This window comes from Gammaproteobacteria bacterium, from assembly GCA_015709635.1.
GTDB lineage: Bacteria > Pseudomonadota > Gammaproteobacteria > Burkholderiales > Nitrosomonadaceae > Nitrosomonas.
Genome location: CP054180.1, coordinates 2,687,450 through 2,710,133, shown reverse-complemented (window position 1 = coordinate 2,710,133; position 22,684 = coordinate 2,687,450). Strand labels below are relative to the sequence as shown.

Below are 22,684 nucleotides of genomic sequence, written 5' to 3'. Positions count from 1 at the left end.
AGGGTTAAAGATATGATAGATGACGAGGAGAAGCTGCTTACACCACTAAATGCCGCCATCCATCTTGGAATTACAGTAGAACTCCTCTTTCAATTTACAAAACTTAATTTTACTAAATCTAGCGGCCTGCGCTCTCTAAAAACAAAGGAGAAGAAGAGAAAAACTTGGTTTGTTGAACAAGAGTTATATGAGTTTGACAAGTTGCTTGCCGGATATTGGTGCGGCCCTAGCGATCCTCGGCCTAGTATTCCTAAAGCGATTCTAGATCATTTAAGAGCTGAGAGCCATAATCAATGCGCGCGCTGTGGCTCAGGATCTGGTGTCGATACAGCGCATATCATTCCCTGGAGTATAAGTAGATCTCACCATCCAAATAATTTGATTCGTATATGCTCTTCATGTCATCGGGAACATGATGCACAGCAAAGCCTAGCAAGTGAAGATTTACGGAAAATAAAACAAGAACTAATTGATCGAACACGCTCTCGACTGAGAAATCGAATATTGCCTCCTTCTCAAAAGTTTCGTCCTCCACGATGTTCCAAACAATTTTTTGGTAGAGAAAGAGAGTTACAAATCCTTATAGATGCTTTGCAGTTAGGTGAATCCGTTGTAGTTAACGGAGTGGGGGGTATCGGAAAATCTGAATTAGTCTTACAAGCGTTGAGTCGGATAGAGACTGGACGGACAGTGATTTGGTGCGATATCGAACAATATCGGCATATCGCTGATTTCGTCATGGCTTTACGCACTGCACTATCCAGCGAGGGTATCGCTTGCAATAAAGAAGAAATTCCTTATCGCCTTGATGATATGCGAGCATGCGTTGTATTCGATAGTATAGAACAGAGTAGCTTGGAGAACTTAGATGACTTCGAAGATACAGTAACTCAACTACTTCAGGATACATATCACACACAGTTCGTGTTGACGAGCCAAATCACTTTGTACCGCTTTCCATCAGATATTTGCTTAAAGTTAGATAAATTAGATGCGTCAGCTAGCCTTTTGTTATTTGAAAAATCTTACATACAATACAGAAAAGATAGTAGAACCAGTTTAGAGGAATTATTAAAGTTCTGTGACGGACATGCTTTAACAATTCAGTTTGCAGGAGCGCTGGCTGAGTATTATGGTGGCACAGCTAACGTAATGCTCGCCATTCAAAGAAATGGAGCCCGGTCTGTTCGTTTGCCTGACCGAAAACATCACAGTCGCCAAACCTCTTTAATTTTATGTTTAGAAATTGCATATACAACACTTTCTATTGATTGTAAGAAATTGCTATGGGCTTTAGCGCTATCTCCGGCAGGGCTTTTCAAAGAGAATTTAGAAAACAACTGGGGGTGTTTAGAAGATTCAATGGAGGCTCTCGCCATACTTCGGCGATGGCATTTTGTTAATGATATGCCAATAAATGATAAATTAAGTCGTAGCAACTTGCTGACGCCAATTCGTCAATTCGTATTAGACAGAGCTCGAACTGATGAACAGGAACTTTTTGACGACATGGTTCACTACATGTTTGAGGAATTCGAGATGATGGTGGCAGTACTCGAACTCAATTACGACAGCCCAGAAGACACATTTAATGTTATGCGGCGATATGAGATGGAATTACCAAACCTTTTGGGCGCCATAAAACTTACTAAGTCAAGAGAGAGCGATTATAAGCTCTTAAAAACTGCCATTTCTATTGCCCGTTCTCTAATGCGTTATTTCTTTGTTTCTCGACTCCCGGAACAAGGTGCGCAAGTCATATTAGACGCTGCTGATATGGCAATTCGTTCCTCAAACTGGACCGATGCCTCAAGTTTGGCAGCGCAATTTATGGCGTTAGCATCTCGTAGTTTTGATGACTCACTAATTACCAAAGGTATAAATTTGGTTGATCGAATAGAAAGCGCTGTAGATTCGCTAGAATACCTACCAGATTTGGTGATGTCCCGCGCAATAGCTGCTCAACAGTCTGGTGAATTTTTATCTGCCGAACAACACGCTCGCAAAGCATTAAAAGGCTATCAATATCGACTACGTACTGCGGTGGAAGTCGATAAAGTAGGAGATCATCTAGACTTACACAATGATATATCTAACTCTTTAGGAATTCTTGGGTATTCATTGCTATCTCAAGAAAGATACAAAGAAGCAAGGGAAGCTTATCGTCATTCTCTAAGCCACGTAAGAGGTTCATCAATAGGTGTAAATCGCGGACAAATCTTACATCAGCTGGGGAATTGTGAATCATATCTAGGAAACTTTAAATCTGCTGCGGAGTTTTATTTTCAGGCCGTGAAAGTATTTCATTCTGTCGAAATGATAGAATATCTAAGTAATGCTTTTAGCGAACTTGGTTATACTTTTCTTGATACTTATCAAAATGAAATTCTCAACCATTTGAACGAGGAACTCGTGGATAGTGCGCTATTAGATTTAAGAACCGATATATTACGCGTTTTAAATCCGGCAGTCCCTCTTAACCACCAGCATTGTATTCAGGTTATTAGAAAGCTTTTTGGAACGATTATTCTTGTTAGTATCGCTGAGTACGGCAAGAAGTTAAATGGGTTTTGCCTAGGTTTAGAAAATTCCACAACAACAGAATTAAGAAAACAAATGAAAGATGGGACAAGAGAGCGCGATGATTTTTTTGCTGTAATGATGGTCGATTTGATATTTTATACAGGAGCATTGATTGCTCAAGGGGAAGTCGATTTTGAAGAAACTGGTGATATAAGCCGCGAAACGACTAGCGAATTTTTGCGAGTGATATGTGAGGCACATGATTGGGCTCATGAAGTCATGCGATTTAGTGATTGGCTTTCAGTCTATTTTACTAGACGATGGGTTTTTAAAGAGATAAGTCCAAGTCGTTTACAGGAGTTTATTTTAAACTATCGAGATGGTATCGATGATTATATAGATTTAAAACGCTAACTCACTATTGAAAGGTAATGGGCGGTTGTGAACTTAACTATATCTTTGATGTGCAGGGGATAATTTTTCCATTGCCTATTAATTTTATCTTTGTAAATTGCCTAGATGGTAAACAAGAGAAACTTACATGGATAGGACGATCATTCCTATAAAAATATATCCTATCAAAATTAGTATTCTCACATACCCATTGCACAACCTCCTCCATATCTTCATCTTCAATAATAAAATCACAAGCAGCGCCTAATCGTTCACATATGAATTTACCATTTCGTTTTTTTTCATGAGCAGCATGTTGATCAAGATTTGGCGAAATTCTTCCAGATATCTCTTTTGCAAGCTCTGTCGAGCAAAAACCATAAGTTAGTTTAATCATTCCATAATAATCTATAACTGGATCAAGAATATTCGTTGCAAGTTCATATATGGCTGTATAGGAATCTGCTTCTTTCGGTAAATTAGAAATGCCTGTTCTAGCTTGCATTTCGCCACATTCAATGAGGTCGCGATAAGTAAAATACTTACCACATGGAGTGTCAAGATTGGGAATAGATTGACTCCGAATTAAGCGCATTCCATCAATTTGCCAACGTGCAAGATTAAGGTTGTGAATGAATTCTGAAGGATTTGGTCCATAGCCTGATAGATCAAAGAGCCTTAAGGCTTCTAGTTGATTATCAAATGCAACCTGTTCCGCATAACTATCCATTTCCTCATTCATAAATCGCGATTTCAGATAAAGGTAAGGGGGAACAAATTCTTCCCCATATTCAAAAAGATGAAATTCTTGCTTATAAAATAATATTTTTACGCGATGTATCATTTTGGGAAGTGGTTCCCCACAGAAATCATCAAACCGCATCAGGGTAAGTTTTCCTGATCGTATGTGAATTTTGACTAGATCAGCCGATGTAATATCACCATACAGTGCTGCACCACAACCAATATATATACGAAGAATGGGGGTAAGTCGTTCGACAAGACTTGAATGAAGTTGTAATGACTCGCCTTCGATATACCAACCGAGACCTTTTGATGCCGCGTCACGACAGGCCGCGTTGATGCGCTCAGGTTGCGAAATTTGAAACAGTAGTTCCCTTGCCTTTAGCTGGGCAGCCCCATAATCAGCAAAGTGAGCTTTAATGTCGCGTTGCAATTGAGGATCAAGATGACGATAGGGTTTACGCTTATCAAACATTCCAAGCGCAAGGTAGACTAATAAATCATCTTGCCGGATCTTGCGAGCAGTTTCCAGAATGGCATCATCTTTTTGACTTCGCAAGAAACGAAGTGCTCTAGGCAAACTACCAAAAACTTCAATTACTTGAGGCAAGTTTATGACTTCACTTTTATCCGGCTCGCGTCCGTTTTCTAACCATTGAAGCCAAATCAAATCGAGCAGAGCCTGATGTTCAGCATAGCGTGCGAGATCTATCTCAATCTTATTTGGTTTTGATGCACGTTGTAACTGGCTAGCAGCACGCAATAGATTAGAACGTGAACGGCTTCTGTTAACCAAGAAACGTTGTTCCGCATCTTTGTCCTTAAAAACGAAAAATATACCCGGAGCTACGGGGATTGATTCTTCATATAAATTTTGTTCGATAAAGATTTTTAGTTCACTTGGTGTATAAAATTTTTGAAAGGTACCCCGAGTTGTCAGAATTCCATCATAGAGTTGCTTACCCTTCACCGCATATTGGTTAGTTAGCATCACCGCCACCACTAGTAGCTCTTGGGCTAATGAATAGGCTCCTTGAAGTGCTTCGATACGCTCATTGACATCCTCGATAACATTGATGACAAAACCTAGATTAACAATATTAGATAACTTCTTTTGATTCTCTGGTGCATAATGTGGATCCCAACCTGATGCTCGAATACCATTTTCTTGTAAACCTCGTAAATCATCTCCACGGCCACAACCATAATCAAAGACACTATGTGATCCATCGAGGAAGCCAAATCTTGCGAGCATTTGTATAGGAGCGGAAAAACCATATCGAACAAGAGCCGTCAAATGTCTCGGCACTTCACCAACAGTGGCTGTATAACTTTCACTAATGCTGTCTATTTCTGAAAAGTCGTTGCCAAGAGGAACAAAATCATTATCTATCAAACAATATCCTCTTTCGGCGATCAATTTTTCCCATTGATTCTGAAAACCAATTCTAGAAGGATCATCGAAGAGTCCTAATGTCTCAGCAGTACTGGTCAGTACTTGAAATTTTGAAATTTCTTTATGATCAGGTGGAAGTAGAAGTTCTTTACGATGAAGGATGGGCGGGTTTAGTGAATCAGCGTAGGAACGATTATGGATTCGTCCAGATCCATGGAGTTCAACACGCCAACTTGCATTTAGTTTGGGAAAAGGTTGATTAAAAAAACCAGGATAATGGAGAAAGGAAATGGATTCTTTATTTTCAGAGATTCGAACCACATTGTAATTAATGCCTTTAGTAACTTGCGCAAGTTTTTCTGCATCTGCTATTAATTCTAAATCCGTTAAACTAAGTGAATCGAATGCCTCTATATGCAGATAACGAGATGAGTGAACAAATTTTCCGGTATTGTCTGAAACCATGATTGCACGAATTGCTAGGTAAAGAGCTGTTGGATCTAAGCTGGCAACATTATTATGTTCGATAATGTAACTTGATATAATTTCTTATAATGTTCTTTAAAATAAAGATGGGTACATGATGGTCTTATTGGAAAAATTGGGCGGCACCTAAAACTTGCGTGTATTTTTGCCGAAATTCTTATTTCGGTAACCTAGTGTCAAATTTTCAACGTTCTTTTAATCTTAAGCGTATCCATTAGAGTTAACGTAGCTTTCTCCTCATCATATGCAATAACCACATCTTTGCCAGCAATAGGCTTGCCATCAACAGCATTTAGTTGGTGCACAATAAAATCCTTCTTGACCTGCTGATAAAAAACAGAATTCTCTTTATCAATATAAATAATTTGTCCTTGATACTGATTTTTATCAATGGGTGCTGTAGCTAAATAAATATTGTAGACGCCCGGCTTGATACCTTCATCAACCTTCTTGATGGTGCCAATCGTTTCCCATTCATTATTATTCTGAGTTTGTAGAATCTTTTGTCCATTCATTACAATCATTCGTAGCTTTGCGGGTGTCGTCATTTAAAATTAGTTATAAGTAGGTTTGCTAGCAAGTCTAAATTATCCTGCTTCCTGTTGTCCGGCAATTTCTTCCAGTATTTTTAAGAGATCAAAAGATTCTGATCTTTCCATACCATGCAAAAAGGCGATCAATTGCAGTGCGCCGCTCCCCTTGGCTGAGAAGCTGCCATCTTGCAAAGCTTTTATGGTGAATTGAACGATATTTTGGCAATTTCTGCCTTGCTCAAAATAATCACTGATCCTGGTTTTTAGTAACTCTTTATTATCGTTAGACAGATCGCGCATTAAATCCTGCGGCTTGCGTTTGTCTTTTTTAATCAGATTGTAAATAGAGTCCAGTAATGAATTCGGCGTGGTTTGTTTTTGATCGTTGTTGTTATCGAGAGTCGTATTTGATTTGCCTTCAGCATTAATTACTTGATCATCCGCAGAATTAGATGGGGGCGTTTTTTTTAGCTTTAAGAATTGACTGAAATGATATACATCCAATCGTGATATCTCTTCTTGCGTACTGAGCGCCAGCCAGGTGATTACTTCCTCTTGATTGGCTTTATACAGTCTAGTTAAATCATAGAGTGCTGTGACATCGGTGCAGCGGCCTGTCCGGTACACTTCTCCTAGTGGATCAGGCAAATCAAGGAGTGCAGCATGCATGGTGATATAAGGATTGGTTTTGCCGATCAGCCTGGCAATTTCAGATTTGGTTTTACCGCCTGCCAGTTGCCGCCCAATAAAGTCAGCAATCTCTCTGGAGGTTAAATCATCTCTTTGCAGATTTTCGATCACCTGATCAGCTTCACTGTAATCGGTATCAATGAATGCTGGAATCTTTGTTAACCCGGCGTGAATGCTGGCACGATAGCGTCTTGCCCCATGATTAATAATGTAGGTTCCCGGTTTATCCGGATTGGGACGAACCGATATGGGTGATTTTACTCCGCGTAATTTAATCGTCTCCGTTAATTCTCGTAACGTTTCCTGATTAAATTCCTTCCGGGGTTGATGGATATCTTCGCTAATCAGCGTGATGTCAATTTCTGTCGCGCCGATAGGTGCAACAAGCCCTTTTTTATTTTCTTTTTTTCTTCCTGTCATTTTAATCGTGGGCCTAACTTGCGCTCGTTATACTGGGTGGAAAGATAGAAGCTATGGATGCAATCATCAACAAATAAAACCGCGCAAAAGTTGTCTTTGCACTTTTGTATTTTTGTTCTTCTTGTTTGGTTTATTATTGAATGTTTAATCTCTCGTATCAGAAAACGGCATATGTTTTCAGATTCTCAAGATTTTCCATCGGTTACTCATCTACCCTCTATCCATAGCATTCTAAGGTAACTATTAATATTTGTTATATTAATAAAAATCAATGATGTAGTTAATTATTAGTTTGATTTCTATTTTAAGACTATTATTAATAATTAACCATTGAATAAGTATATAACGAAACTATTATTTAGCCCTCCATTGAATTAATGAATGTGTGTTTTTATTTTGGATTAAAATAGCAGCAAAACTGCTGCAAAACAATGGTGTTGATTAGTTAAGCTGCTTAAACCCTAAAAATGGCAGGGCTATTATATGTACAATTTGATTCTCATCACAAATATTTTGCGTATCCTTGATGAGAAGGATATGACCAAATCAGAATTGGCAGAAAAGGCGGGGGTCTCCATCTCTTTTTTTACCGATCTGACCAATGACAAGGCCAACCCATCACTCAGAATTATAGAAGCAATTGCTGAAGCACTCGAGACTCCACTGCCAATGTTATTGGATAGTTCGGATATGAGTGCAAGTGATCTTGAAGCATTAACCAATCGAAAGCTAAAGCATTTGCCTAAAGGCTTTGTCTGGAAAGGGGGTGTGCTGAGTGAATTTGAAGCGTATCAAGTCGAGCAATGGGATAAAAAGAACAGAGCATTTTTATTAAAAAATAAAAGTAAGCAATAGAGAAAGTAATAAAAAGCAGTAGAAAAACAGTAAAAAAGTATTGCACAAAATATAATTACGTTATATTGTAATGTTGTGTGTAAGTTGTTGGAGTATTCGCATGACATCGCAAGATCAATTACCTCACATCACAACCGTTAAAGACCGAGCAAAGAGCAAGCTGGAACGTGATGCACGGGAAATACTGTCCGCACTGCAAGATCCTGAGACGGTTGAAATCATGGTCAATGCCGATGGCCGTATCTGGCAAGAGAAGCTGGATCAAAAGATACAACATATCGGAAATATCCAGGCTGCCCAGGTTGAAGCGGTCATCAAAACAGTTGCAGGTTTCCACGGTAAGGAAGTCAATCGATTCAACCCGATGATTGAAGGTGAATTCCCGCTCGATAATTCACGCTTTGCCGGTCAACTACCCCCCATTGTTTCGTCCCCCACATTTGCCATCCGTAAAAAAGCCATCAAGATCTTTACGCTTGAGCAGTATGTGGAAACCGGCGTGTTGTCGCCAAGACACTCTGATGTCATTAAAGATGGCGTGCGCAAGCACCGCAACATTCTGGTCATTGGCGGCACCGGATCAGGCAAAACAACATTGATCAATGCCATTATCAATGAAATGGTTCGCAGTGACCCGGATGAGCGCATCTTCATCTTGGAGGATACCGGCGAGATCCAATGCGCTGCCCAGAATTTTGTTCAGTATCACACCACACTTGATGTCGACATGACGCAGTTGTTAAAAACAACCTTACGTATGCGCCCGGATCGCATTCTGGTCGGTGAAGTGAGAGGCCCTGAAGCACTGGATTTGCTTGATGCCTGGAACACCGGTCATGAAGGTGGAGCTGCAACTTTGCATGCCAATGATGCGCTATCAGGGCTTACTCGTCTGGAATCTCTGATTTCTCGCAATCCTTCAGCACCGAAAGAAATTATGCCATTAATCGCGGAGGCGGTTGATATGGTCGTGCATATCACGCGCACACCCAACGGCAGGAGAATCCAACAGATTATCGAAGTACAAGGTTTTAAAAGAGGAAGTTACCAAATCAAGAAGCTGTAAATAAATAACAGGAGTCAGTCAATGAAAATGATGCCTTCAATTTCACCCTTCTTCATTGTTTCTTTATGCGTTTTCCTTTTGTTTTTCTTGTCGGTTGATAACGCACAAGCCGCTGTTGGCGCGGGCGGTGCGCTTCCCTATGAAACCTGGCTGGTTAATCTCAGAAACTCCGTCACCGGCCCGGTTGCTTTTACCTTGTCCATTGTAGGTATTGTGGTTGCAGGCGGCATTCTGATCTTTGGTGGTGAACTCAATGCGTTTTTCCGCACCTTGATTTTTATCGTGCTGGTGATGGCATTACTCGTCGGCGCCAACAACATCATGACAAATCTATTTCAGGGCGCGGTTATTCCGGGTGAAATCCATGAATCAGTCGTAAATCCACAAGAATAGGAGGCTGATTATGGCTTTGCGAACAATACCTATCCGTCAATCGGGTAACCGTCCTAACCTGTTTATGGGGGGTGACCGGGAACTGGTTATGTTTTCCATCCTGATTGCAGCGACATCCATTTTTGTGGCGATGGAAATCAAGGCTACGCTCTTCGGTATAGCCCTATGGGTTTTTGCACTGTTTGCACTACGACTGATGGCTAAAAATGATCCGCAACTGCGTCATGTTTACTTACGTCAGATGCAATACAAAAAATACTATCCGGCGCGAAGCACTCCTTTTTATGACAATACGCTCACACAGGAAAAACAGCATCTATGATTGCCGCCATTTCTATTCTCATTGCAATCTCAGGAGCTGCACTGCTCTTGATACTGTTTATCCGTATCCGTGATGCAGATAAAGAATTAAGACTGGATCAACATCGATCCAAAGCAATGGGCTTTTCCGATCTGCTGGTGTATGCAGCGGTCGTGGAAGATGGCGTCATTGTCGGCAAGAACGGTTCATTGATGGCTGCCTGGGTATTTTGTGGCGATGATACGGCCAGCAGTACCGAGATTGAGCGTGAGCGCGTGTCATTCCGCATTAACCAAGCATTATCACGCTTAGGCAATGGTTGGATGATTCATGTGGATGCGATCCGAAAACCTGCGCAAGGTTATTCAGACAAAGCGCACTCCAATTATCCTGACCCTGTGACCGCTGCCATTGACGAGGAGCGGCGCAATCTGTTCGAGCGTATCGGTACAATGTACGAGAGCTGTTTTATCGTATCACTGACGTACTTACCGCCAATGCTGGCACAGCGCAAATTCGTTGAGCTGATGTTTGACGATGAAGCCCAAGCACCCGACCAAAAAGCCAGAACACAAGGTTTGCTGGAATATTTCCAGCGCGAATGTGCCAACTTTGAATCCCGATTATCCAGCGTATTTCATTTGTCACGCTTAAAAAGCCGCAAGCTGGTCAATGAGGACAGTACCACCATCACGCATGATGATTTCTTGCAGTGGCTGCAGTTATGTGTGACTGGCCTGGATCATCCGATGGTGTTACCTGCCAATCCGATGTATCTGGATACCTTGCTCGGCGGTCAGGAAATGTGGGGTGGGGTCGTACCTAAAATTGGCCGCAATTTTGTTCAAGTGGTCTCGATTGAGGGTTTTCCGCTCGAATCCTCCCCTGGCATGTTAAATCTGCTCTCTGAATTGCCGGGTGTATACCGCTGGTCATCGCGATTCATCTTTATGGATGCGCATGAAGCAGTCAACCATCTGGAAAAATTCCGCAGACGCTGGAAACAAAAAATCCGTGGCTTCTTTGACCAGGTGTTTAACCTACAAAGTAGCAACATTGATGAAGACGCGCTGAATATGACTGAAGATGCGCAGTCAGCCATTGCAGAGACCAACAGCGGTTTTGTAGGTCAAGGCTACTATACCAGCGTGGTTGTGCTGATGATGGAAGATCGGGCAGCATTGGAAGAAGCCGGGCGCAAGGTTGAGAAAGCCATCAACCATTTGGGATTTGCCGCACGGGTTGAGACGATTAACACCATGGATGCTTATCTGGGAAGCCTGCCCGGCCATGGTGTCGAGAATGTGCGCAGACCGCTCATCAACACCATGAATCTGGCTGATCTGTTGCCGGTCAATACCATCTGGACCGGCAAGGAATCCGCACCGTGCCCGATGTATCCACCTAATTCACCACCATTAATGCACTGTGTGACACAAGGAGCAACCCCTTTCCGGTTGAATCTGCACGTGCGCGATCTGGGCCACACTTTTATGTTCGGACCGACCGGAGCTGGTAAATCCACGCACCTGGCACTGATTGCCGCGCAATTGCGGCGTTATCAGGGTATGTCGATTTATTGCTTTGATAAAGGGCTATCGATGTATCCACTCACAAAGGCAGTGGATGGCCAGCATTTCACGGTAGCAGGGGATGATGAATCGCTGTCTTTCTGTCCATTACAGTTTTTACAAACCAAGGGTGACCGTGCCTGGGCGCTGGAGTGGATTTGTTTGATGGTAGAACTCAATGGCATCACCGTAACACCTTTACAGCGTAACGAAATCAGTCAGGCCATTACTAACATGCATCAAAGCGGATCAAAAACCTTATCGGACTTGTCAGTGACGATCCAGGATGAAGGTATTCGCGAGTGTCTTCGGCAATACACCATCGATGGCATGATGGGGCACTTACTCGATGCTGAAGCCGATGGATTGAATCTCTCGACCTTTACCACGTTCGAGATCGAAGAATTGATGAATCTCGGTGATAAATACGCACTGCCAACTTTGCTGTACCTGTTTCGGCGCATTGAGCGCAGCCTGCATGGGCAACCTTCCGCCATCATTTTGGACGAAGCCTGGTTGATGTTGGGTCATCCGGTATTTCGCGCAAAGATCCGCGAATGGCTCAAGGTCATGCGCAAGAATAACTGTTTAGTGTTGATGGCGACGCAAAGCCTGTCCGATGCGGCCAACAGCGGGATTCTCGATGTCATTGTTGAATCCACCGCCACCAAGATATTTTTGCCCAATGTGTTTGCGCGTGATGAGGAAGCCTCAGCACTCTACCGGCGCATGGGCCTCAATTCACGACAGATTGAGATCTTAGCTTCTGCCATTCCCAAACAGCAATACTACACCGTGTCCGAGAACGGCAGGCGGCTCTACGACCTGGCGCTTGGCCCATTGGCGCTGGCGCTTATAGGATCTACGGATAAGGAATCAATCGCCACGATTAAAAACCTGTGTGACAAGTATGGTGACGGTTGGGTTAGTGAGTGGCTGGCAATCAAAGGGTTAACGTTATCTGATTATGGAGTTGCCGCATGAATATGATCAACGAACTATTCAAGTTAAAGCCGGGTGCGGATGAAACTGTGCGTGTTAATGACGGTGTGATGGAAGGCGGTCGCCGCTGCGGTGAAAATGAGAACCCCTATCTGTCAGCACGGCGCACCTGGAATGATCACATGCGGGAAGTAATTGCTTCGCGCACTATGTGGCAAATGCTAGCACTGCTTTGTTTGTTGATTGCGCTGGCAGGAATGGGGGGTGTGATTGTCATCGGCAGCCAATCCAAATTCATCCCCTATGTCGTGCAGGTCAATAAACTGGGTGAAGCCATCGCGGTTTCGCGTGCGGATATCGCTGCGGTGGCCGATCAGCGCGTAGTGCATGCATCCGTGGCATCGTTTATTAATGATTTGCGCATGGTGACACCGGATATCGCCTTGCAGCGGCGCGCTATCTTTCGTGCGTATGCCATGTTATCCAATAACGATCCCGCAACAGCAAAAGCTAACGAATGGTTCAATAGCAGTGAGGCCAGCAGTCCTTTCAAACGTGCTGAAACCCAAACGGTTAATGTTGAAATCATATCGGTGATCCCGCAATCACCTGAGACCTGGCAGGTCGATTGGCTGGAGAAAGTCTATGACCGTCAAGGGCACTTAACCGAACCGCCTTTCAAGATGCGTGCTTTGCTCAGGATCTATAACAAGCCGACCACGCAAAGCACGACGGAAGAACAGATCCGAAATAACCCGCTGGGTATTTATATCCAGGATTTCTCCTGGTCGAAACAAACATAAAGGGGTCACTCATCATGAAACCGTTATTCTCTTTAAGTACGCTAAGCACGTTGATTCTGTCCATTGGACTGATTGCCCCAAGCTATGCCAACGGCTTGTCAGAAGCGTATTTCAACGATAAGAACCCGCAACTCACTCCACAGGAACGCGCAGCTATTGATCTGGCCAAGAAATGGCAGGCAGTTAATCCCACCGGCACAAAGCCGGTCGCAGGGCCGGATGGATCCATCCGTTTTCTGTTTGGCTCACAGCAGCCCAGCATCGTCTGTGCAGTATTACAGGTGTGCGATATCGAATTGCAGCCGGGTGAGCAGGTTAATTCCATCCACCTGGGCGACCAGGCGCGCTGGCTAATAGAACCCGCGGTTACCGGTCAAGGTTCTGCTGAAGTGCAACATCTGATTGTGAAACCACTGGATGTGGGACTTGAAACATCCTTAGTTGTGACGACCAACCGGCGCACGTATCACATGCGTCTGCGATCTCACCGGCGCGATTTTATGCCGAGAGTGAGTTTTACTTATCCGGAAGATGCGCTGATTAAATGGGATGCGATTAGAGATAAAGAAAGCCATACGATGGGAATCAGGAAATCGCGCACCATTTCTGAAACCGGGGAATATCTGGGCAATCTGGATTTTGCGTATGCAGTGTCTGGGGATGCCGCTTGGAAACCGCTGCGTGTTTATAACGACGGTCAGAAAACCATCATACAAATGCCTGCCATCATGGCGCAAACGGAAGCACCGACTTTGCTGCTACTGAACAAAGAAGGCGGCATTTTTAGCGAGGATGAAACGGTTATGGTGAATTACCGTTTGCAGGGCGATCGCTATATCGTAGATACCGTGTTTGATCGTGCGATTCTGATTGCGGGAGTGGGCGGCAATCAAAGCCGGGTGACGATTACGCGGGGGAATTGATGATGAATAAAATGATCACCGCATCCAACTCTATTTTTATCCTCATGCTGGTTTTATTGCTAATGAATGGTTGTGTAAGCCAACCGTATGGCAATTTTATTCAAAATCCTTCAACCCTATACAGCAAAGTCATGGCCGATGACGTAACAGCCCAAATAGTGCGGCTGTATCCGGCGGCTAATACGCAGTTTAATTTGCGCCATATGGTTAATGACCCGTTTGGTCATGCCTTGATCGAAAACCTGAGACTGACAGGGTTTGCAGTTCAGGAAGCGACTCAGCAATCAATTCAGCAACAAATCTTTGCTGCGCCGAATCAACCTGATATTGAACCGCAAAAAGGCTTAGCCTTGAGTTACGTTGTTGATCAGTCGAGCGATTTATATCATGTCAAACTCATGATTGACGATATGCGCTTGTCGCGTGCATTTAGTGTGCAGGCCGACAGTATTCACCCTGCCGGTCTTTGGGTGAGAAAAGAATAAGGGGGGAAAGGTGATGTCAACCAATTCTAAACTCCTGTCGCCTGATTCATCCCCGGATGTAGTTACCAAAAGTGTCGGGGTGCGGCGCGTCAATAACCTTCCGATTGTTATTTTTGGCGCGATCATGTTGATATTCATGTTGCTTATGATGATTGTCGCCATGAATCGTGCAGCTGAGCGCGGTCAATACGATTTTGATGGTAATCATGACACTCAGTCAAGCAATTCCTTTGCCTCACTGATTGCCAAAGACTATATCGGCGGCATTATCGAACCCAAAACTCAGACTAAAACTCCTGATTTAACCGAAAAAGCACCCCTACAGGGAATTATTATTGAACGGCCATCGGATCTGGATCGGCCGCCTCTGCCGCCATCTATGGATACTACCGATCCATCGCTTCATGCTGATATTGCGCATATTCGCATGCTGAAACGCCAGCAACTGGAAGAAGCGATCAAGGCCAAAACCAATGTGAATGTCATTGCACCCAGAAGTGCCGGATCATCACCGGATTTAGCCAACGCCAGTGCACCTAAAACACGTGAGGAAATGTTGGCTAAATTGGCATCGGTGCGTCAACAGATCGATGCAAACCTGCGCGAAGATCCAACGGCTGCCTATCATGCGCGCCTGGCGCAGTTACGGCAGGATGGGGGAACGGGTGTGGCGGGAGGAATGGGAGCGGGTAGAAGTGATGAATTCATGGACGATGGCGCTCCTCGATTGCTGGATGACGAGACTGGTACACGGGATAAGGATTACTCGCGCTTTGATTCAGCGAGTGGCGAGGAACGCTGGAAATTAAATAGCGAAGTCCAAAAGCCCGCATCGCCTTATGTTTTGCAAACAGGGTTTGTAATACCGGCAACCTTGATATCAGGTATTAATTCCAGCCTGCCGGGGCAGATCATGGCGCAGGTGAGCCAGCATATTTATGATTCACCGATCGGCAAATGGCGTTTGATTCCGCAAGGATCCAGATTGGTGGGTACTTATTCCAGCGAAGTAGAATTTGGTCAGGCACGTGTGCTGGTTGCCTGGCAACGCATTATCTTTCCGGATGGCAAGACCATGGATATCGGTGCCATGCCGGGTGCTGACGGGGTGGGCTACGCAGGCTTTAAGGATCTGGTCAATAATCACTATATCCGCATCTTCGGATCAGCCCTGATCATGTCGGCGATTGTGGCCGGTGCTGCGTATAGCCAGCGTGATGCAGGGGGTGCATTCGGGCGGCAAAATGCCGGCAGCATCATGAGTCAATCGCTGGGTCAGCAATTGGGGTTGGTGACCGCCAATCTCATTCGGAAAAACCTGAATATTTCACCAACACTAGAAATCAGGCCGGGGTATCGCTTTAACATCATTGTAACCAGAGACATGAAGTTTTCTAAACCGTATCAATCATTTGATTATTAATGCATGGAGTGTTTGAACATGACAAACAGTAAAAATATAGTCTCTCAGTTGATATCAATCCTGCTCGTAATCGGTAATGTTGGTTATTCATCGAGTATCAGTGCCGGGGGAATGGCGGTCATTGATGTTGCGAATATCAAACAAACCACAATTACTGCGCTTGAAGCGATAGAGCAGACCCAAAAGCAAATAGAGCAGTATCAGACGCAATTGCAGCAATATGAGAACATGATCCGAAATACCGTGGCGCCTCCTGCTTATGTCTGGGCGAAAGTGGAGTATGCGATGAACAAGCTCATCAATTTGACCAATACCATACGCTATTATGAACAGCAGTATGGCGGACTGGATGGTTATATGCAGCGGTTTCGCAATGTTGAATATTATCGCAGTTCCCCTTGCTTTAGTTTGCAGGAAAAATGCAATGAAGGCGCCTGGAAACTCCTGAAGGAAGGACAAAATACCAGCACCGATGCACAAAAGAATGCCAATGATTCGCTCCTGCGCGGTTTAAGCGAACATCAGAATCAGATTCCAGTGGATGCTGCTCACCTGCAAGTCTTACAACAAAAGACCGAATCCGCTCAAGGACAAATGGAGGCCCTGCAATATGCCAATCAGTTAGCAGCGTATCAGTCAAACCAGTTGCTGCAAATGCGCCAGATGCTGATTGCTCAGCACAATGCCGCCAATACGCTTAGTCAGGCCGAGGTAGATCAAAAGGCTATGCAGCAGGCTGCGCGTGAAGCAGCAACCAAGCGATTGAGTCCTGAAATACTGCCAGTGGGTAGAAACTGGTCTGTCAGGGATGCCTTTTGAAACACTAACCCAAGGAGATACCGATGAAAAAAGGTCATTTGATTATTGCAGTTATCTGTTCATTGTCTTTGTTGCTGTTGTCAGGCTGTTATAAGGATGGCGATGGCAAGCTTGAATTGAAGGAGCCTAAGAAAGAATTAAGTGAAATGCCGGAAAGAAAAAATTGGTCCATTAAGGATGCTGAAGGTTTTGATGAGTAGAGTAGCAATATGCTCGTGGGCATAATTGTATGAAGGAGATATGCAAATGCACAGAATGAATCCATACACTATTTTGATTATGTTATTTCTGATGTGTTTTTCTGCTGGCGCATACGCAGAACTTTCTTATATTGATCCGGCGACTAATCAAAGCGTACTGGATCAGGTTATTCAAAAATTTGGTAATAAGGTTAAATCATGGCAGAGCATTATCCAATCTGCAGCTGAGCGTTTGTTCTGGACGTTGGTATTGATTTCCATGGTGTGGACATTCGGCATGATGTTGTTGCGTAAAGCTGATATTGGTGATTTCTTTGCCGAATTCACGCGTTTTATTATCTTTACAGGACTTTATTTCTGGTTACTCACCAATGCCGTGTCAGGCCACAATATTGCCGGTACTATTATTCTATCGTTAGAAGAATTAGGTAGAAGCGCAGCTGGCATGCCGGGTGGTGCCAGTCATTCCAGTATTATGGATACAGGTGTCTTAATCTGGAACCAGGCGACGAATAATCTGACATTCATGCAACCTATGGATAGTCTGATGGGTTTTGTCATTTCGTTGATTATTTTAATTATTCTGGCAGTAATTGCGGTCAACATGCTGCTCTTGCTGATATCAGGATGGATCCTCATGTATGCAGGAATATTCTTTCTAGGCTTTGGCGGCGCACGCTGGACATCCGATATCGCCATAAACTACTTTAAAACAGTTCTGGGTGTTGGTATTCAGCTATTTGTGATGCTCCTGATCGTTGGTATTGGCAGTGATCTGTTATCCAGTTTTTACGCCAAAATGGGTAAGAATGTTCTGAATTATGAAGAACTGGCGGTCATGCTGATTTTTACGATTGCATTTTTTGTGTTGATTTCCAGATTGCCGCTGTTGCTGGCTGGCATTATAACGGGTAGTAGCATAGGTTCGACTGTCGGAATTGGTAGTTATGGCGCCGGTGGTTTTATGGCAGCGGCAGGCACAGTGGCAGCCGTTGCGTCATATGGCGGCACACTGGCAGCAAATCGTCTGACGGCAGCAAGAAGTGCAGGGACGGATGCTTTGCGCAGTGCCATAGAAAAAGGCCAGGCTCAGGAATCGTCAGGTATGAACAATATTTCGCGAGGAGGTGGTAAATAATGAATAAGGTATTTATGCGATTCGATCGATGATGGATTTGCCGCCGGATATGCAGGAAAGAGTGGTGTGCTCAATCGCTGCTGCCATCAAGTATGAGATACCCGCCAATATCTTGTTGGCGATAGCCGAAAAAGAGGGTGGCAAACCGGGTCAGTGGGTGAGTAACAGTAACGGTACTCACGATGTTGGCTCGATGCAATTTAATACCGCATATCTTCAAGATTTATCCAAATATGGCATTAAGCCTGATCATGTGGCAAATCCGGGGTGTTATGCCTATGATCTGGCCGCATGGCGTGTGCGGCTACATATCAAAAATGATAAAGGCGACATCTGGACGAGAGCAGCCAATTATCATTCTCGTACTCCAAAATATAATGCAAAGTATCGGGCTGATCTGATTGCCAAAGCTGTTAAATGGGCGGATTGGCTAGAAAACTGTTTTATCACGGAAAACAATAAAATACCTGGCGTTTATATGGATTAAGTCAGTTTCTATGCGTTATCCACAAATTCCGTGGAAAAGGTTGTGAATAACAGGCTTATGTTACTTATAGGTAATGTTAATTATTCATGCCTTAATTAAAGACGATCCTGCGATTAAGATTGATAAATTGAAAAAAGATTAATCGTTATGAACGGATAGAGAATCCCTCAGAACGAAAATAATAGAGTATGGGGAAACAGAGAAGAATCTGTTTAATTACCGGACATTTCTTCTTTTAACGAATTAAATTAGCTTATCATCTAAGCTAAACTACTACAGCCCCAAAAAGTTTCCAGAAAACTCGGGGTGATTCACATCGCATTCCTACGACTACTTAGGAGAAAGTAATGCTCAAAACATATCTTGGTAGCTGCCACTGTGGAGCCATTCGGTTTGAAGCCGATATTGATCTTAGCTTGGGCACGAACAAATGCAATTGTTCAATCTGCACGAAAACACGGAACTGGAATGCAATCATTAAGCCCAGTGCCTTCCGGCTACTGTCCAGCGAGAGCGACTTGACTGACTATCAATTCAGCAATCGGGTTGGCCACCACTTCTTCTGTAAGTACTGTGGTGTGCGTTCGTTCGCACGTGGGTATGTTGAAGAAATTGGTGGCGACTACATTGCAGTTCAGCTGGCAGCCCTCGACAATGCTGATCCAATAGAACTTATTGAAGCGCCAATTCGATTCGCTGATGGCCGCAATAATAATTGGAGCGTATCGCCAGCCGAAACGAGGCACCTGTAGAAGTGCGAGTCTACTTTTCTGCCGAGCCAGTGACGCCTAACCCATCATTTCACCGGATGCTGCGCGATAAAGCCGTGCAGCATCCGGTAAATTCAAACGTTAGTTGTATATACATGAGATATTAAACTGAATCTTGATAAACCAGTTACCATTTATCCGCTTCGGCGAGGCCTGTGCACTAATGGATGTTTTCGCTGCTGATAAAAGAATCTAGGATCGATTCTTTTTGCTACCGATCAGGTACAAACTTTGTGAATTTCTGATCGCTTGTCATTGTGTTTGACACTCCGCCCGATTTCCATTACATTCGCCTCCGATGAAAAAGAGCGTTTATTTTTCCTATACACAAAGGGCTATTGGGGAACACGCTCCCATTTCGCGAAGCCGCTCCCAGAAGGATTTCGCATGAACCAGTCCATTGACCACATCGCCGTCGTCGTGCGGGACTACGATGAGGCCCTCGATTTCTACTTGAACAAGTTGGATTTCGTTCTTGTCGAAGATACTTACTTGCCGGAACAGGATAAGCGCTGGGTAGTCGTCTCGCCGCCTGGCTCCATGGGAACCACTTTACTGCTGTCAATATCGGAGTAAAAAGGTACCAAATAGCGCGCGAAAAGTGTACCAGTTAGGTTAATAAAAAGAGGGATTTAACCTCTTGGTTTTGCGCCTCTGATTTTTTATTTCTTGGGTTTCAGTCAAAGCGCAGTGTTTCCCCTAAAATCTTTTATATTGGTCTGGAATCCTCCTTTTCTATAGGCTTGGTTTGTACTGTCTGCTTTTGCCGTTTTTTGCTTGCGGCCAGGCGATACGATTCTCCATTCATTTCCAGAATATGCACATGATGGGTTAAGCGATCCAGCAACGCGCCGGTCAATCGTTCTGATCCCAACACACTGGTCCACTCATCAAATGGTAAATTCGATGTGACTAGAGTGGATCCATGTTCATATCGACGGCTGAATACTTCGAACAAGAGCTCTGAACCAATTGCAGTAAATGGCACATAACCCAGTTCGTCGATGATCAGCAATTTGACGTTAGTCAATTGCTTTTGCAAGGTACGCAATCGCTTTTCATCGCGCGCCTCCATCAATTCATGCACCAGCGCTGCAGCTGTCGTAAATGTTACACTCATGCTTTTCTGGCAGGCAGCTAACCCTAAAGCCAATGCGGCATGAGTTTTGCCAACGCCTGAAGGGCCCAACGCAATAATGTTCTCGCGCTTGTCTATCCATTCACAACGCATCAACTCCAGTACCAACGATTTGTTCAACCCAGGAATCGCAGCAAAGTCGAACGTATCCAGGCTTTTAGTCACTGGGAATTTTGCCTGACGTATGCGCCGCTCGGTATTGCGTCGTTCACGATCGATACATTCCAGTTCGCATAGCCGTAATAAGTAACGTGCATAATCGATATCTTCACGTGCGCATTCGATACCCACTTTCTCATATTCACGTGCAAAGGTCGGCAACTTTAAGGTCTTGAAGTGATTGACCAGCAAAACCTGTGGCACAACCGTGGTAGGTATAGACGTGTCAGTCATGACGCACCTCCATAGGCTGCTGATTTGCCTTAGGTTTTTGCAGCAAGCTTAAGTACGCTCGTGGTTCGGTGGATTTTACACTGGCATTCGGTAGATACGGGTAAAGCGCCAAGTCTAGCTTGGCAGGCCGTTGTTCGGTCGCACATAGGATCAAATGTTTGATAGCATCAAAACCCACTACACCCAGCCCCATCGCTTGTTTGATCGCCTGTTCAACCTGCGCTTGACTGAAATTCTCCAGCAACCGCAAAACTTGAATATATTCCTTGCGACCGCGCCGTTCCATGCGGACTTCCAGCAGTCGACGCAGGCGATCGAATGATTCGGGCAGTACCCAATCGTGCAAGGGCGCTGCTTGATCGAGCGCACGCGGTTTCTGTTCCAGCAATGCCAGGTAGTGTAATGGGTTGTATATGAATTCTTCTTGACCGTAACTGCGCACATGGCGTGCAATCGTATCTGCACCCAGGCAAATATCGACGTGATCTACATAGCCTTTGACCAATACTTCCCGGTGACCATATTGGGTAGGCACTGAGTAGTCGTTGGTCCGATAACGCACGAGCGATAGTGAAGATACACGCGTGGAAATCTTGTGGCAGGCATCAAAAGCAGCGGCAGGTAAAGCCATCAGCGCAGCCGTATCACGCTTCATGCGCTCAACGATGGTTTCTGTTTGACCCCGTAGTTTCGCCTGCTGGCGTTTAATGCACCCATCCAGCAGTTTGGCATTCAGGGCATTAAAATCGGCAGCAATAGGTAGCGGCACCATGAAGTGACGGCGACTATAACCGACCATCCCTTCAACATTGCCCTTGTCGTTACCTTTAGCCGGTCGTCCAAACTTGTCTTCAAACAGGTAGTGGCTTTGCAACTTACTAAATGCCTTGGTGCGTTGGCGCTTACCATCACCCAATATCTTGGCTACCGCAATCTTGGTGTTGTCATACAAGATCGATTGCGGCACTCCACCAAAAAACGCAAATGCAGCAACATGGCCATCCAGAAAGGATTCAGTATCTTCAGTCGGGTAAGCTTTGACAAAACAACCATCCGAATGCGGCAAATCAAGGCAGAAATAATGGAATCGAACCAGTTTGCCGCCAATATAGCCATCAGCTTCACCAAAATCTGCTTGGGCATGCCCAGGTAGATGTACCAGCGGTATGAACATTTCTTTCTGCCGAACCGCAGCCTTGTAAACATAATTACGTACGATGGTATAACCACCGGTGAAACCATGTTCATCCCGTAATCGCTCCAATACCCGCACCGCAGTATGGCGTTGCTTGGCATGAACTTGCTTATCAGCTTCCAGAATGGCATCAATGATGCCAGTGAAAGGAGCAAGCTTGGGAGATACTGGTTCGCTCTTGCGCCGATAACCCGGCGGTGCCGCGTATTGACACATCTTCTTCACAGTCTTGCGGTGAATTCCAAAATAACGCGCAACTTCGCGTTCGCTTCTGCCTTCTACCATCACCGCTCGTCGAATCTTTACATATAGTTCCACTGTATACATCCTCATCGCCTTTCACTTGATGCTAATCGCATCAGCTTACAGGCTTCAGACTGGTACACTTTTATTCCGCCATTCCCGCGAAATTTAGTGCGTCTCAGTGGTACATTTTTACTCCGCTATTTACACTTTGCAAACTACTTATGAAGTAGTGAATAGATGATATAGACACAAACTTGATTATTTGTGAAAATATTTGAGCGAAATTTATCAATCACGCACACAAAGCACCCATTGGTGATAGTAGTATCAAAGAATACCACTGATAAAGTC

20 protein-coding genes and 1 pseudogene are annotated in these 22,684 nt (G+C 44.3%); 16 read left to right on the top strand and 5 right to left on the bottom strand.

Annotated features, from left to right (window positions below):
• Window positions 1-12 precede the first annotated feature (12 nt).
• Window positions 13-2,937 (top strand): HNH endonuclease, encoded by a 2,925-nt coding sequence (locus HRU78_12885; protein QOJ24424.1) that lies wholly within the window; start codon window positions 13-15, stop codon window positions 2,935-2,937.
• Between the two features lie 37 nt (window positions 2,938-2,974).
• Here HRU78_12885 and HRU78_12880 read toward each other — a convergent pair whose 3' ends face one another.
• From HRU78_12880 to HRU78_12870, 3 genes are all read right to left on the bottom strand, one after another.
• A complete protein-coding gene (locus tag HRU78_12880; protein QOJ24423.1) occupies window positions 2,975-5,521 on the bottom strand; it encodes a DNA phosphorothioation-associated putative methyltransferase in 2,547 nt (848 codons plus the stop codon).
• 197 nt (window positions 5,522-5,718) lie between these two features.
• Window positions 5,719-6,090, bottom strand: a complete 372-nt coding sequence (locus HRU78_12875; GenBank protein QOJ24422.1) for a conjugal transfer protein TraO — start codon at window positions 6,088-6,090, stop codon at window positions 5,719-5,721.
• Window positions 6,091-6,129: 39 nt separating this feature from the next.
• Window positions 6,130-7,185, bottom strand: coding sequence for a ParB/RepB/Spo0J family partition protein (locus HRU78_12870; protein QOJ24421.1), 1,056 nt, complete (start codon window positions 7,183-7,185; stop codon window positions 6,130-6,132).
• A 483-nt stretch (window positions 7,186-7,668) separates the two neighbouring features.
• Between HRU78_12870 and HRU78_12865 the strand changes: the two genes are divergently transcribed.
• From HRU78_12865 to HRU78_12795, 15 genes and pseudogenes are all read left to right on the top strand, one after another.
• Window positions 7,669-8,040, top strand: a complete 372-nt coding sequence (locus tag HRU78_12865; protein QOJ24420.1) for a helix-turn-helix domain-containing protein — start codon at window positions 7,669-7,671, stop codon at window positions 8,038-8,040.
• 100 nt (window positions 8,041-8,140) lie between these two features.
• Window positions 8,141-9,106, top strand: coding sequence for a P-type conjugative transfer ATPase TrbB (gene trbB / locus HRU78_12860; protein QOJ24419.1), 966 nt, complete (start codon window positions 8,141-8,143; stop codon window positions 9,104-9,106).
• Window positions 9,107-9,127: 21 nt separating this feature from the next.
• Complete coding sequence (locus tag HRU78_12855; protein ID QOJ24418.1) at window positions 9,128-9,499, top strand: TrbC/VirB2 family protein; 372 nt, start codon at window positions 9,128-9,130, stop codon at window positions 9,497-9,499.
• Window positions 9,500-9,509: 10 nt separating this feature from the next.
• A complete protein-coding gene (locus HRU78_12850) occupies window positions 9,510-9,821 on the top strand; it encodes a VirB3 family type IV secretion system protein (GenBank protein ID QOJ24417.1) in 312 nt (103 codons plus the stop codon).
• Entirely contained in the window at window positions 9,818-12,355 is a 2,538-nt protein-coding gene (locus HRU78_12845; protein ID QOJ24416.1) for a VirB4 family type IV secretion/conjugal transfer ATPase, read from the top strand. The genes HRU78_12850 and HRU78_12845 overlap by 4 nt, the downstream gene beginning before the upstream one ends.
• The gene (locus HRU78_12840) at window positions 12,352-13,116 is read left to right on the top strand and encodes a conjugal transfer protein TrbF (GenBank protein ID QOJ24415.1); all 765 of its coding nucleotides are present in this window, start codon (window positions 12,352-12,354) and stop codon (window positions 13,114-13,116) included. Before HRU78_12845 ends, HRU78_12840 begins: the two co-directional genes overlap by 4 nt.
• 14 nt (window positions 13,117-13,130) lie before the next feature.
• Entirely contained in the window at window positions 13,131-14,039 is a 909-nt protein-coding gene (gene trbG / locus HRU78_12835; protein ID QOJ24414.1) for a P-type conjugative transfer protein TrbG, read from the top strand.
• Window positions 14,040-14,050: 11 nt separating this feature from the next.
• Complete coding sequence (locus HRU78_12830; GenBank protein ID QOJ24413.1) at window positions 14,051-14,524, top strand: conjugal transfer protein TrbH; 474 nt, start codon at window positions 14,051-14,053, stop codon at window positions 14,522-14,524.
• 13 nt (window positions 14,525-14,537) lie between these two features.
• Window positions 14,538-15,947, top strand: coding sequence for a conjugal transfer protein TrbI (locus HRU78_12825; GenBank protein QOJ24412.1), 1,410 nt, complete (start codon window positions 14,538-14,540; stop codon window positions 15,945-15,947).
• Window positions 15,948-15,965: 18 nt separating this feature from the next.
• A complete protein-coding gene (trbJ, locus tag HRU78_12820; GenBank protein QOJ24411.1) occupies window positions 15,966-16,766 on the top strand; it encodes a P-type conjugative transfer protein TrbJ in 801 nt (266 codons plus the stop codon).
• 23 nt (window positions 16,767-16,789) lie between these two features.
• Complete coding sequence (locus tag HRU78_12815) at window positions 16,790-16,966, top strand: hypothetical protein (GenBank protein ID QOJ24410.1); 177 nt, start codon at window positions 16,790-16,792, stop codon at window positions 16,964-16,966.
• Between the two features lie 46 nt (window positions 16,967-17,012).
• The gene (gene trbL / locus HRU78_12810) at window positions 17,013-18,104 is read left to right on the top strand and encodes a P-type conjugative transfer protein TrbL (GenBank protein QOJ24409.1); all 1,092 of its coding nucleotides are present in this window, start codon (window positions 17,013-17,015) and stop codon (window positions 18,102-18,104) included.
• A 28-nt stretch (window positions 18,105-18,132) separates the two neighbouring features.
• Entirely contained in the window at window positions 18,133-18,591 is a 459-nt protein-coding gene (locus HRU78_12805) for a transglycosylase SLT domain-containing protein (GenBank protein QOJ24408.1), read from the top strand.
• 347 nt (window positions 18,592-18,938) lie between these two features.
• A complete protein-coding gene (locus tag HRU78_12800) occupies window positions 18,939-19,343 on the top strand; it encodes a GFA family protein (GenBank protein QOJ24407.1) in 405 nt (134 codons plus the stop codon).
• A gap of 405 nt (window positions 19,344-19,748) precedes the next feature.
• Window positions 19,749-19,925: pseudogene (locus HRU78_12795) on the top strand (VOC family protein).
• Between the two features lie 145 nt (window positions 19,926-20,070).
• Here HRU78_12795 and HRU78_12790 read toward each other — a convergent pair.
• Together HRU78_12790 and HRU78_12785 are read right to left on the bottom strand one after the other, a co-directional pair.
• Window positions 20,071-20,892 carry an ATP-binding protein gene (locus tag HRU78_12790; GenBank protein ID QOJ24406.1) on the bottom strand — a complete coding sequence of 274 codons (822 nt, stop codon included), beginning with the start codon at window positions 20,890-20,892 and terminating at the stop codon, window positions 20,071-20,073.
• Window positions 20,885-22,414: an IS21 family transposase gene (locus tag HRU78_12785; protein QOJ24405.1), complete on the bottom strand. Its 1,530-nt coding sequence runs from the start codon at window positions 22,412-22,414 to the stop codon at window positions 20,885-20,887. Before HRU78_12785 ends, HRU78_12790 begins: the two co-directional genes overlap by 8 nt.
• Window positions 22,415-22,684: the final 270 nt, after the last annotated feature.